This window comes from Micrococcales bacterium (assembly GCA_009784895.1).
GTDB lineage: Bacteria > Actinomycetota > Actinomycetes > Actinomycetales > WQXJ01 > WQXJ01.
This window is the reverse complement of sequence record WQXJ01000008.1, coordinates 23,756-37,156: the sequence shown is the minus strand read 5'-3', so window position 1 is coordinate 37,156 and position 13,401 is coordinate 23,756. Positions and strand designations below refer to the sequence as shown.

Below are 13,401 nucleotides of genomic sequence, written 5' to 3'. Positions count from 1 at the left end.
CCATGACAGAACCAAACGATCCGGCAATTGGCGCGCAGCCAGGTCAAACCGGCCCGCCCTCCGGCTCGCCTCAGCCCAGCCAACTGGACCGCAAGATCACGGCGGCCTTCCCAGGTGTAGTTGTCCGCAAGGATCTGGTCAAGGCGGTCAAAGGCAACGCAATAGTCCCCACTTACGTGCTGGAGTACCTGCTGGCGCAGTACGCGGCCACTGATGATGAGGCCACCATCAAAAGTGGCATTGACGCGGTGCGGAGCATTTTGCGCGACAACTATGTCCACCGTGGTGAGAGCCGCCTGATCCAGTCCCGGATCAAGGAGCAGGGGCGCTACCGGGTAATCGACAAGGTGTCGGTGGCGCTGAATGAGAAGCTGGATGTCTACGAGGCCGAATTCTCTAACCTTGGCATTAGCCGGGTGCTTGTGGCCGCCCAAACCGTGCGCCAGCATCCCAAGTTGCTTACTGGCGGGGTGTGGTGCATCAGCGAGATTGTCTACGCGCATTCTGGCGATTCCAAGGATGTGCCCTGGCGGTTGCACAGCCTTAAGCCAATCCAACTGTCGAACCTCGACATTTCCACCTACCAGCAGGCCCGGGCCCAGTTCACCACTGAGGAATGGATCGACCTGCTGCTCCAATCGATCGGCTTTGACCCAGCCTTGTTTGGCCGGCGGGCCAAGCTGTTGCATTTGGTCCGGCTGATTCCGTTTGTTGAACGCAACTACAATTTGGTTGAGCTGGGGCCCAAGGGGACCGGCAAGTCCCACATCTACTCGGAGTTTTCGCCGCACGGCATGTTGATTTCCGGTGGCGAGGTGACGGTGGCCAAGCTGTTCGTCAACAATGCCAATGGCCGGATTGGCCTGGTTGGTTACTGGGACTGTGTGGCCTTCGATGAGTTTGCCGGCAAGAAGAAGCGAGCCGACCGCGCGCTGGTTGACATCATGAAGAACTACATGGCTAACAAGTCCTTCTCCCGCGGGATTGAGACGCTGGGGGCAGAGGCATCCATGGTCTTCATTGGCAACACCGCCCACACGGTGCCTTACATGTTGAAGAACTCCGACCTGTTTGACGAGCTGCCTGAGCAGTACCACGACCCGGCCTTCCTTGACCGGATCCACTTCTACATCCCGGGCTGGGAGTTCGAGCAGATTCGCGGCGAGATGTTCTCTTCTGGGCACGGCTTCGTGGTGGACTACCTGGCCGAGGTGCTGCGCGATATGCGGGACACCGATTTCTCCGACAAGTTTCAGGACCACTTCGAGCTCTCGGGTGATATCTCCACCCGCGACCGGGACGGCATCCACAAGACCTTCTCTGGGCTGATGAAGCTGGTGCATCCCACCGGCGAGGCTTCTGCTGGCGAGATGGAGGCGCTGTTGCGGACCGCGGTCGAGGGGCGCAAACGGGTCAAAGACCAGTTGCTGCGGATTGACACCACCATGACCCCTGTCCGGTTCGGCTTTGCTGAGAGCGGTGGTGAGTGGTCCCCGGTTGCGACCTTAGAGGAAGACGAGTACCCCGAGCTCTACCACCGGGTGGCGGCCGAGCCGGAGCCTGGGACTGGGGAGGCCGATGCCGGGTCCCCGGCTGACTCTGGCGCGCCCTCGCCCGCGGGGTCAGCAGCCGATGCGGCGGCAGCTGGGGCGCCTGATGCCAAGCGACCTGCTGAGCCTTCAACGCCGGCACAGACCGTGCTGAAGCCTGGCCACCACAAGTTCGCCGAAGGCCGCCGCGGCTTCAGCTTCGACCGCTTCTTCGGCCCCTACCTCCGGGCCGCGACCCGGATCGAGGTGATCGATCCCTACATCCGCGCCTCCCACCAGATGCGGAATCTGGTGGAGCTGATCGAGACCATCACAAAGGTGACAGACCCCAGCGTTGAGGTGAAGGTGCACCTCACCACGAAGGTTGACGAAACCCCAGAAGAGGCCAAGAAGCAACTTGGCCTCCTGGAAGACGTGCGCACCAACGTGGCCGTGGCCGGAATCAGCTTCGACTACTCCTTTAGCGACACCATCCACGACCGCTCGATCCAGGCGGACACCGGCTGGCTAATAATCCTGGGCCGCGGCCTGGATGTGTTCCAACCTTTCGGTTCCAACTGGCTAGACCTGCGCCTGCGCCAACAGCGCTACCGCGCAGTCAAAGAATTCGAAATCACCTATGTCTTCGAGCCTCGCAATCGGTCGTGAGTTTCTGCTTGAGGCCGGCCACCGCATGCCTGGCCTGTTTGGGCCCACGTCGATGGGTCGGCGTTTTGGGGAGTTGCCAAGGCATGCGGCTGAGTGTCGACCATCGGCGAAAAGCCTTAGACAAACGGTATCCGAACAGATCGGATGCCCTATCATGAACGGCAAACCGCCATGCCCCTGGATTCTGAGTTTACGCAGACCAGCGTGACAAATTCCGGGTGACGGTCCTCGACTTTGAGGAGGTGGCTGCCACGGGGTTGACTCATCCACCTTGCAGGTCCTCCGGCGGCTCCTCAGTACCCAGCACAGCCTCGGTTCTACCTGTGTACTTGGAAAAGAACGGGAATCTGGTATCCGTATCCAGCACAGGTGGCCTGAGCGTCTCGCCAAGATGCGGGAGTATGGCTTTTGTCGCCCTCCTATGGATGACGATCGAAATAAACAGGGACACGATCACTGCCGCATTTACAGCCAAAGCGACTAGCCATGCCAAAACCAGAGGACTGGGGGGAATTTCGTGGCCAAACACCGCCGAGAATAGGCCAACACTGACGTTTACGATCATCGCAAACACCACCATCCGTCGCGGAGGGCTTAGAAGAATTCTCCTTACACCCTTCGGATCAGCGTGGACTGACCAGCCTGTCACCAGCGCCGAGCCAAGTAGCAACACCTCGAGCACGTTGTAGTAATTGTCCGGGTCAAACACCTTGGCGTTAAAAAAGAATGTGGCGTGACCACAACGCCACAGGAAATGCAGCAGCACAAGCAGGAACAGGCACATCGCCCCAGCCGCAAGGCTGAGCAAGGCCGGGACTGCAAAACCGGAAAGATCAGCAAACAGGCTAAGCCGGTAGCGGTAGTCATCGTGCCTCTGTTTGAGTCTGGCCCGATAGATTGCGAGGGTGCCCAAGGTTGCCGAAAAGTAGGTCGACTCTGCTATCTCGGCCCTACTGTTCTCATCTACTTCCGGGTTGACAGCGATGTGGGGCAACGACGCCAGCTGAAGGCCTTCTGGTAGGTGAATCCGAAGGTGCTCACGCTGAGCCTCCATGAACCCAGAGATCTTGATTTCATACGGGACACTCATCATGGCGAAGCGTGACCAAATACGGCCAGATCCCTTTTCTCGGTTGCGCATTTTCCCCTGGCCCAACTCAGAATACTGTTGTCGACCGGTAGGACCTGACAGAAGCTCGTATTCCACAAAACACGACGGCCTATTCTCGATGTCGGCCAGACGAACCTCGATTGTGGGCAGGGAGTTGATTGTGAATCGCATTAGGAATGCCAGGAATTGCGGGTCACGCATCGCTGCCCTCAGTGCGTCCTTGTCCGGCTGCGCGAGGCTTTTGATGCCAGCCCAAAGCGGTGGCAACGGCATTTTGGATCCGTTCGCCTTTCCTGATCCAGTTATTATCTGGAAGTCTTTTTTGACTGGGAATCCGTAGCAGATATCAAATAGTACCTGAATTGCGGCTTTTGAGAGGCTTCTGCGAGGCTCCTCTGGCATGCAATCGAGTAGTATGGACACAGCGGCAGTTGAGACTTCGTCGCGTGTGAGTCGGGTCGCCGGCTTACCGTCGACGGTTGCGACGAAGCGTTTCTCAATGTCCTTCTTCAGCCATCCCAGTGGGACGAGAATCCGGTCAATTGGTCCGCAAGTTTCCGCGATTCGACTGAGCTTGGAGACGTCAATTTCGAACTTCACCGACCGTCCGACACCGTCTTCTGTCAGGGGGAATAGCGACTCCTCTCTTCGGCGAATCCATTCCATGTCATTGGACATGAGTTGCCGGATGAGTTCACTCAGACACTTGTCCTTGGGGGTAAGAGACTGCATTGGCATAGCACCTTGGGGGAGTGGGGCCGAGGCTGTGTTCTAGAAGTCGAGCTCTTCCGGGTTAAGATCGCCGATGCCCTGCCCGCCCCCGTTACCATCGGTGCGCGGCGTGCCTCCGTGGCTGAACCAGTCACGGACACCTCGACGGAACGGCTTCGGAATCTTGCCCTTACGCGGAACCCTCTCCGCGTGGGATTGAGCAAGGTGAGCCTCCGTCGTCGGCGTCGGATTCTTGAGCATCTTCAGGTCACTTCCGATCTCGCTGGGTCCAAAAGCACGAGGAATCTGTCGCCGAGGACGGGGGCTTGTGATCTCCCCAGTATCAGGCACCGCGCCAGTGCACGTTCATTGGCAGCAAGATAGCCACAGGCACAACCTGCCGGCACCTGGGCCGAGCCGCTCGCCCGGCCTACCACGAGCATCTGGACTTTCCCTCCAGTGCACCCGGCACGCGAGAAAGACGACGGGTGCATCATTACTGGCCGGACCCGCGCATAGAGCCCGGCCGCACCAGTTTACCCCAGATTGGAGACGTGGCTATGGCACCCTTTGCGGTGGGCGTGTTGGGCCGAACCAGTGAACCCGGTGCTGGCGTCGTAACCGAAGCGGCACCATCCACCAGCAAAAACGGGTTTGTCGACAGAGGGCAGCTTTGACCTCGGCTGCACGGCAACTTGGTCCGGTCACCGTCGGATCGCATGAGGCCTTGCGCTGGACTAGTCCAACCACGGGTCGTGGCGGGAATAGAAGCCTGTCTCAGGCCCGGTGGATAGGAAGTAGCCCACCAGCCCTCGACGCAGCGGCCTCATCCGAGAGTAGCTGATGTAGCAAATCCCCGGCATCGTCACGGGCCGCGACGGACTGGCTAGCTAGGTGTCCCCAGCCCAGGTCGACCCAGAGACCTCTCCATCAGGGCGGATATGGGCTAACCAGTTTCTCTGGGTCGGGGCCTGGGCGTGTGCCGGCCCATCGGCATCAACGGGCTGAACCCGCGCCTCCGCCAACAGGACTACCGCGCCATCGAAGAATTCGAAATCACTTACGTCCCCCAAGACCCCCAAGCCACAAACACCTGAACGCTTTCGACCCACGACCGCAGCCCATCGCCGGCCAGATCGGGGACTATGCGTGGGTTTCGACTGCTTAGCGCTCTAGGTGCGCCAAAGGGGCCGCCGTTTTCCAGCCACTGAGGGAAGCGGGCCACGAGAGGTGCCAGGTCATGCGCAAAGATCTGCCAGGCCTGCTTCGGTTCACCCACCTCGATCGTCAGGTTGACCAACGCCTTCGCTAGCTGACGCTGGATTCTGGGGTCGCCAGCGAAGTCGGCGGCTAGCGGTCTAAGTTCGCCGTCAATGATCCGTCTGGCCTGCTCTGGCTCGACCACCTTGTTCGACAGGTTGAACAGAGCCATTGCCAGTTGAAGCTGGATGTCGGGGTTATTGGGGAACTTGACGGCCGGCGGTTTGAGACCGCGTTCAACAATCTCCCTGACTTGACCCGGCTCACTCAGAGTGGCTGTCAAGTTGGCCAGCGCCATCGCTAGCTGAACTTAAATGTCGGGGTTGTCAGGGAAGCTGGCGGTCAACGGTTTGAGCTCACCATCGAACATCCGCCTGGGCTCGCACCGGCTCACCGATCTTGTGCGTCAAGTTGAATAGCGCTCGCGCTAGTCGAAGTTGAATTCGGGGTTGTCGGGGAAGTTGGCGGCCAGTGGCTTTAGTTCATTGTCGATGATTTGCCTGATCTGCTCCGGCTCACCGGTCTTGTACGTCAGGTTGACCAGCGCTTGCGCTAGAGGAAGGTGAATGTTGGGGTTGTCGGGGAAGTTGGCGGCCAGTGGTGTGAGTTCATTGTCAATGGTCTGCCTGATTTGCTCCGGCTCACCAGTCCGGTACGCCAGGTTGAACAGCGCTCGCGCTAGTCGAACGTGAATGTCGGGGTTGTCGGGGAAGTTGGCGGCCAGTGGTGTGAGTTCAATGTCAATTATCTGCTTGGTCTGCCCTGGCTCACCGGTCTTGTACGTCAGGTTGACCAGCGCTTGCGCTAGAAGGAGGTGAATGTTGGGGTTGTCGGGGAAGTTGGCGGCCAGTGGCTTTAGTTCATCATCGATGATCTGCCTGGCCTGCTCTGGCTCACCGATCTTGTAGGTCAGGTTGAATAGCGCTTGCGCTAGTGGAAGGTGAATGTCGGGGTTGTCGGGGAAGTCGGCGGCCAGGGGTTTGAGTTCACCGTCAATTATCTGCCTGGCCTGCTCTGGCTCACCAACATCGACCGCCAGGTTGACCAGCGCTATCGCCATGCTGAGGGCCTGTGTTTCTTCCCCGACTCCACCAGGGAGCTCACCCAGCGGCCGGAGAGCCTTTACTGCATGATCCGCGCTGACGACATTCGCGAGACCCGCCATGGCCAATGCGTAGGCTTCCTTTGGCCTGGGTCCGGTGCTCTCAAGCAGTGCCAGGCAGCCGTGACAGCCGAGGTTGGCAACGCAGGGGTCTGCATCAGACGGCGGTTGCAGCAAGCCTGCGTCAGGAACAAGCATCGTGCCGAATCCGGTCTCATCACCCCCAGCCGTCCCTTCTGCAAAGTCGAGGCAAGCGCGCTCCAAAAACCCCTGGAACTGTGTGGGCCTGTTTGCCCAGGCACAGGACACGAGTCGGGTCAGGTCTTCGTCTTTGACCACACGTGCTCGGGTGAGAGCCAAGAACTCTCCAGCGATGTCTGGCGTGTACGGTTCAACGTCAGCAGCATGAGATCCCGCGTGGCTACGGATCAGTGCCGCGAAAGCGAGCCTGTTCCCAGCTGAAACGCCGTCGTCGACTGTTCTGGCTGCGTAGCTTCCCGAAGGCAGGCCGCGAATGTCCTCGATTCCACCAGAGACGGTTGCATAGGCCCACAGATCCAGTACAGCGCTTGGATGGTAGCTGCCTTCAGATTGTTGACAGGCTTTCTCGACGATCTCCTTTTCATGTTGGTAGATGAATTGGAGCAGGCTCGCCAGTGTTGCTGTTACCTCACGGGCCTTAGCTGGGTCTTCCAACCAGGCCTTGGCAACGTAAAGCAAGTAGAGGGGCCTGCTGTGCCCTTGGTCGATTTGGTTAAGCCGACTGATCACGTCATCCAATGCGTTAGCGGGCACAAATACTGATCGAAGGGTTTCTTTCATGTCGGTGTTTGTCATTTGAGGCAGACTGATTACACACCGTCCGTCGTTGTCACGGTGGAGCCGCTGTTCAGCGCCTCTGCCTGCCCCACTGGTCAGCTGCTGGTACCAGGTTGGTTCTGCACCAAAGCTTTCCCTACCGTCCGAGCCTCCCAGTGTGGTGAACTCGTTTCGGTCCAGCAGCAGCAACCTTAGGCGGTGCTGCCTGGCTTGCTGATTCAATTCGTTGATCCAGCGGCCGACTCTTGCCGCCCGCCCGGTCAAATAGTCGACCACCACCAGCAAGTCTTGTGGATAGTCCCAATTGCTGAAGGTTTTCTCGAAGAACGGATCCCGAAGAAAAAGGGTCCGCCAACCTCTCTTCTCGTACTCTCGACACAGTTCGTAGGCAAGGCGACTCTTGCCGGTGCCGCCCGGTCCAGTAATGGCCGCCCAGGCCACCTTTGCCTCCGAATCGCAAAAGCCGTGCAAGCGCTTTCGCTCCTCGGTGCGGCCCACGAACGCAACTTTGCCGGAGAGGTAATCCAGCAAAGTGTCTCTGGCCGGGCGAAAGGACTCCTGTTTGCCTAGGTAGCCGGCAAAGTCTCCAGTGGTGGCCGCGTCAAGGATCTCCACCGCGACCTGGTGCGTTGCTTCGCTAGTTGCACCAACTTCCTTGACGGTGCCTTCCTTCGCTGTTGCCTCCATCATTTTCTCTAGGGCTTTGAGCTCGTTCAGGACCTGCTTGAAGTACTGGGCATTCGGGTTGCGAAGGCTCTCGAGGACGCGTGCCACGTGCTTGAGTTGGAGGTCAAACATGGCAACTTGTTGGCCGCCACCGCTTTGCTCAATTGAGTCCCGCAGTTCCTGGCCACCCACGGCGAGCAGGGTCTTGTGGATCTCAGGAAAGGTTGGGTCGTTGATGGCCTTCACCAGGGCGGATTCCCGTCGCGTCAGGAGTTTCGCAATCCGCTCCGCTACGGTGGCCATTTGTTCTTCAAGGTCGCCATCTTTGGCCAATTCGGTGGTTAGCCATTCCTTGGTAACACCCTGCGCATATGCCCGGGCCAATGGGCTGTCCTTTCGGCGCACCCACGCTCTGGCCTCTTTGAACATGGTGCCACCAGGAGCGACCAGTCCAGCCAGGGGTGCGATGGTACCTGCGGACGCCGCCGCGATCACTGCAACTCCTATTGTCGCCAGTGCGGTGCCAACGTTGACCGTTGGGTCGGTCATCCTTCTAGCCACGTCCACAATTGTGGCAGCATCTTGGATCAGAATTGGTGTGGGGCTGGCGGCGGCGTCGCCGTGCGGGGCGCCGATTGTCAGGCGGCCGGGATTGTTGATTCTTGGCGCCTGTGAAGTCTTCTGAACAACTGCCGAGTTGGAGCGGCCGGCTTTGGTGCAAGGCCCTACGCTGTGATCAGTCCAAGTTGTGGGACCCCGCGGGGAATAGGAGCCTGTACCCTGCCCGTTGGACATAGACAGTTGTCAGCTTCCAGGAGTCATCAATGCAGTCAATCCCGGGCATCGTCACGGGTATCGATGGGCGGGCCAGTCTTGTACCCCCTGCCCAGATCAGCCCGGAGGCGTCCAGGATTGATGTGTTCGTCGATTACATGTGCCCGTTCTGTGATCGCTTCGAGTACCAGCACGGCTCGGAGATCAAAGACCTAGTCGATGCGGGCGACGTAGTTCTGGTGACGCACCCGTTGGCCTTTTTGGACCGGATGTCCGGGGATTCGCTTTACTCCTCGCGGGCGGCGGCGGCGGCCTACGCCATGGCGGCAGTCGCGCCGGACCGTTTTGCCGCTTTCAGCCAGGCCCTGTGGACCAACCGCCCGGACGAAAACACCCCAGGGCTTTCGCAAGACGAGCTGGTCGCCCTGGCTGAAGCAGCCGGCATCGGACCAAGCCAGACCCGCGCCATGACTGACCTGCCCTACCTCGATATGGTCCAGATCGCCACGGCTCTGGCCATCGACTTTGGCGTGGCCGGTACGCCAACCATCCTGCTAACCACACCCGAATCCGGTACCCGCCAGTGGGATCCAGGCACAACGGTTAAAGAAGCGCTGTGCCGGCTGGAGGAGGGGCAAAAGGACGAATGCTAGCGGCCGGTCGAACGCGCCAGTGAGCTGGGGCGACAGGGCGGCGGCGGGCACTGGTCTGGGCGACAGATAGGATTGGCCATCGTGTCCAACCGTGTCGACCCGGCTCTGATCCGCAATTTCTGCATAATTGCGCATATTGACCACGGCAAATCGACGTTGGCGGACCGGATGCTGCAACTAACCGGGGCGGTCGACGAGCGGGTCATGCGCGACCAGTACCTCGACAAGATGGAGATCGAACGCGAACGCGGTATCACCATCAAGTCCCAGGCCGTGCGCCTAGTTTGGCCGGCCGATGGCGCCGAATACATCTTGAACATGATCGACACCCCCGGCCATGTCGATTTCTCCTACGAAGTCTCGCGCTCACTGGCGGCCTGTGAAGGCGCGGTGTTGCTGGTCGACGCCGCTCAAGGGATTGAAGCCCAGACCTTGGCCAATTTGTACATGGCGCTGGAAAACGACCTCGACATCATCCCGGTGCTAAACAAGATCGACCTGCCGGCCTCCCAACCCGACAAATGTGCAGAGGAGGTGGCCCACTTGCTGGGCTGCCAACCGGAAGACTGCCTGATGGTTTCCGGCAAAACCGGCGATGGCGTCAGGGAACTGCTTGACACGATTGTGCACCGGGTGACTCCGCCCACCGGGCAGCCAGACGAGCCGGCCCGGGCGCTGATCTTCGATTCGGTCTACGACACCTACCGTGGCGTGGTGACCTACGTCCGGGTCGTCGACGGCCATATTTCGGCCCGTGAACGCCTGACCATGATGTCGACCAAAACCGCCCACGAGCTCCTGGAAATCGGCGTGATTTCGCCGGACCCGACCCCGACCAAGTCGCTGGGCGTGGGCGAGGTCGGCTACCTGATCACCGGCGTCAAAGACGTCCGCCAATCCCGGGTTGGCGACACCGTCACGGCCTACACCCACCCGGCCAAGACACCGCTGGCCGGCTACCGAGACCCGAAACCGATGGTGTTTTCCGGTTTGTATCCAATTGACGGGACCGACTACCCGGCGCTGCGCGATGCCCTGGACAAGCTCAGACTGAACGATGCGGCCTTGAGCTACGAGCCGGAGACGTCTGCTGCTTTGGGTTTCGGGTTTAGGTGTGGCTTTTTGGGGCTGTTGCATCTGGAAATCATTCGCGAGCGGTTGGAACGCGAATTTGATCTGGATCTTATCTCGACCGCCCCCAATGTGGTCTACCAGGTAACAATGGAAAGCGGCGAAGTAGTCCAGGTCACCAATCCGTCCGAATACCCCGGCGGCAAAGTGGCTCACGTCGAAGAACCGGTGGTGCGGGCGGGTATCTTGACCCCCTCGGAGTACATTGGCTCGATTATGGAGTTGTGCCAGCAGCGCCGCGGCCAACTATTGGGCATGGACTACCTGTCCGAAGAACGGGTTGAAATGCGCTACAACCTGCCGCTGGCCGAGATCGTTTTCGACTTCTTCGACCAGTTGAAATCCAAAACCCGCGGCTACGCCTCGCTAGATTACGAACCTGAAGGCACCCAAGAATCCGATCTGGTCAAAGTCGACATCCTGCTGCAAGGCGAAACGGTCGACGCCTTTTCGGCAATTGTGCATCAAGACAAGGCTTACTCCTACGGTGTGATGATGGCCGGCCGGTTGAGAAAGCTGATCCCGCGCCAGCAATTCGAAGTGCCAATCCAAGCCGCCGTGGGAGCCCGGGTGATTGCCCGGGAAAACGTCCGCGCCCTGCGCAAAGACGTGTTGGCGAAATGCTACGGCGGCGATATCACGCGCAAACGCAAACTGCTCGAGCGGCAAAAAGAGGGTAAAAAGCGGATGAAGACAATAGGCCGGGTCGAGGTGCCGCAAGAAGCCTTCATCGCGGCCTTGTCGAACGAAGATGCGGCCGAGGGCAAAAAGTAGGCCGCCGTGGCAGGGCTCGCGTCCGGCGCCGGGACAGGGGCGCCGTCACGCGCCGTGACTTGGGGCGATGCCGCCGCATCGCCAAAGTCACATGCCCGGAGCCAAACCCCGACTGCCCCCCTTTACCCGCCGCCTCGTGCCGGCGGTCACCTTGGGGACATCGACCGTCAAGGGCGGGGCCTGGGTGTTTACGTGCACGTGCCGTTTTGCCTGCGGCGTTGTGGCTACTGCGATTTCAATACCTATACTGCGGCCGATCTTCGGGTCGGGTTTGTCGACCTGGCCGTTGCTGAGATGCGGTTGGTGGCGGGTCTGCTGCCCGATGGCGATGGCCGGGGTGCGGTGGCGAGCTCGCCGGCGGGTGGTGGAGCCGCAGGCGGTGTTGGTCCAGCAGGGACGGTTTTCTTTGGTGGCGGCACGCCGACCTTGCTGCGGCTAGAAAACCTGGCCAGGTTGCTGGACGAGGTGCGGGTCGTTTGGGGCCTGGCCGCTGGGGCCGAGGTCACCTGTGAGGCCAATCCCGATTCGGTTGACCAGCCCTACATCGAAGGGCTGGCCAAGGCTGGTTTCACGCGCTTGTCGGTGGGCATGCAGTCTGCTGATCCGGCGGTGCTGGCTACTTTGGAGCGGAGCCATTCACCTGAGCGGGTTGGCCAGGTGGTGGCTTGGTGCCGGGCAGCTGGTTTGGAGGTGTCGGTTGACCTAATCTACGGCACACCGGGGGAGTCAATGGCATCTTGGCAAGGTAGCCTTCAAGCCGCGCTTGACCTGGGAGTAGACCACATTTCCTGCTACGCCTTGACGGTCGAGCCGAGTACGGCCATGGGCCGGCGGCTGGCCGCCGGCCAGTTGCCGCCAATCGACCAGGATGACCAAGCCGCCAAATACGAACTAGCCGACCAACTGCTGAGCCAGCGAGGCCTGGAATGGTACGAAATCTCGAACTGGGCCCGGCCCGGTCACGAATGCCGCCACAACCTGGGTTACTGGACGGGCGGCAATTGGTGGGGGATTGGACCAGGCGCCCACGGCGCCATTGGATCCCGGCGGTACTGGAACCTGCGCCACCCCAGTGACCATGCCGCCGCCCTGGCGGCCGGCCGGCGGCCGGTTGAAGACACTGAAGTGGTTGCAGGCCAAGCTGCCCGCCTGGAGAGGATCATGCTCGGACTGCGCCTGAGCCAGGGTCTGCCTCAGGCGGCGGTTGATCCCAAGGCCACGGACGGCATCGGCCAACTGCGGGCGGACGGCCTGGTCACGCTGCCAGGTGACCGGATTGTCCTGACCCTCAAAGGCCGCCTGCTGGCAGACACGGTCACCCGAGCGTTGGCCCCTTGACCACCAACGCCAACGGGCCGGCGAGTAGTTGGTCCCAGGGCGGGCCGGGCGACAGCCAGCTTGGCGCCGCGAGCCATGCGCCCGGGCCACCGCCTGCCGTCAGCCGAATGAGCCCTGTGGGCCTTGAGCCTGAACAGCCACCGGACTGGCCGCGGCTAAACTGCCACCTAGCTAGTCCTGAAGTCGAAGGAGGCCGGTCGTGTCAAACCAAGCCAAAAAGAAGCCAGGAATCGCCGGGATTGTCTTGGGAATCGTTTTGATGGTCTTTGGTCCAGTGATAGGAGTGGTGTTGATCGTGGTCACGGCGGTCGCGGCGACCGCCGACATCAGAGACGCGCAGATCTTTGATCCCGGCGATGGAAATGCCACGCTTGAGCTGTCCGGCGGCCAAGAAATGGGGCTCTGGGTCAACTACGACGGCTACGGAAACTGCAGGGTGCTTGACCAAGCTGGGGGAATCCTGCCCTTCAATGATTCGGGCTACGTGTCTCAGCAGGTCAACAACTACTCCTTGGCGGCGACTTTCACACCCCCGGTCGACGGCAGCTACGTCATTGAATGCAGTTCGAGCAACGCAAACCTCCGCTTCAAGGTCGCGCCAACTCTGGCTGGCGGGAAACTGGCCGGCGGCATTGTGGCCGGTGTTCTGGCGATTATCGTGCTCTTCCTCGGCGGGCTGGCTTGGCTGATTGTGACGCTGGTGCGCCGATCCAACTGGAACAAGCGCAATGCCCCTCCCGCCCCCGGCTACGGCCCACCTGGCGCCAGTCCACAGGGCTACGGCCCGGGCTACGTCCCACCGCAATATCCCACGAGCTAGGACCCTGGCAAACTAAAGCGCACAGGGTTAAGGTGAGGTCCGGC

At 60.4% G+C, this 13,401-nt stretch carries 8 protein-coding genes; 5 read left to right on the top strand and 3 right to left on the bottom strand.

Annotated features, from left to right (window positions below; translation table 11 throughout):
• Positions 1 to 2: 2 nt before the first annotated feature.
• A complete protein-coding gene (gene brxL / locus FWD29_02585) occupies positions 3 to 2,198 on the top strand; it encodes a BREX system Lon protease-like protein BrxL (protein ID MCL2802834.1) in 2,196 nt (731 codons plus the stop codon).
• A gap of 262 nt (positions 2,199 to 2,460) precedes the next feature.
• Here the strand turns inward: brxL and FWD29_02580 are convergent, their stop codons facing one another.
• The 3 genes from FWD29_02580 to FWD29_02570 all read right to left on the bottom strand — a co-directional run bounded on the left by FWD29_02580 (position 2,461) and on the right by FWD29_02570 (position 8,428).
• Positions 2,461 to 4,041, bottom strand: coding sequence for a hypothetical protein (locus FWD29_02580; protein MCL2802833.1), 1,581 nt, complete (start codon positions 4,039 to 4,041; stop codon positions 2,461 to 2,463).
• Between the two features lie 1,039 nt (positions 4,042 to 5,080).
• Positions 5,081 to 5,563, bottom strand: a complete 483-nt coding sequence (locus tag FWD29_02575) for a hypothetical protein (GenBank protein MCL2802832.1) — start codon at positions 5,561 to 5,563, stop codon at positions 5,081 to 5,083.
• A gap of 144 nt (positions 5,564 to 5,707) precedes the next feature.
• Positions 5,708 to 8,428: a hypothetical protein gene (locus FWD29_02570; GenBank protein MCL2802831.1), complete on the bottom strand. Its 2,721-nt coding sequence runs from the start codon at positions 8,426 to 8,428 to the stop codon at positions 5,708 to 5,710.
• Between the two features lie 263 nt (positions 8,429 to 8,691).
• Between FWD29_02570 and FWD29_02565 the strand changes: the two genes are divergently transcribed.
• The 4 genes from FWD29_02565 (at position 8,692) to FWD29_02550 (ending at position 13,357) form a co-directional block, all read left to right on the top strand.
• A complete protein-coding gene (locus FWD29_02565; GenBank protein ID MCL2802830.1) occupies positions 8,692 to 9,294 on the top strand; it encodes a thioredoxin domain-containing protein in 603 nt (200 codons plus the stop codon).
• Positions 9,295 to 9,375: 81 nt separating this feature from the next.
• Entirely contained in the window at positions 9,376 to 11,199 is a 1,824-nt protein-coding gene (gene lepA, locus FWD29_02560) for a translation elongation factor 4 (GenBank protein ID MCL2802829.1), read from the top strand.
• Positions 11,200 to 11,205: 6 nt separating this feature from the next.
• Positions 11,206 to 12,537 carry a radical SAM family heme chaperone HemW gene (gene hemW, locus FWD29_02555; GenBank protein MCL2802828.1) on the top strand — a complete coding sequence of 444 codons (1,332 nt, stop codon included), beginning with the start codon at positions 11,206 to 11,208 and terminating at the stop codon, positions 12,535 to 12,537.
• 199 nt (positions 12,538 to 12,736) lie between these two features.
• A complete protein-coding gene (locus tag FWD29_02550; GenBank protein MCL2802827.1) occupies positions 12,737 to 13,357 on the top strand; it encodes a hypothetical protein in 621 nt (206 codons plus the stop codon).
• Positions 13,358 to 13,401: the final 44 nt, after the last annotated feature.

Bases quoted from the DNA above. Each gene is read 5' to 3' on its own strand.
- brxL (MCL2802834.1), top strand. From the start codon at position 3: ATGACAGAACCAAACGATCCGGCAATTGGCGCGCAGCCAGGTCAAACC.
- FWD29_02580 (MCL2802833.1), bottom strand. From the start codon at position 4,041: ATGCAGTCTCTTACCCCCAAGGACAAGTGTCTGAGTGAACTCATCCGG.
- FWD29_02565 (MCL2802830.1), top strand. From the start codon at position 8,692: ATGCAGTCAATCCCGGGCATCGTCACGGGTATCGATGGGCGGGCCAGT.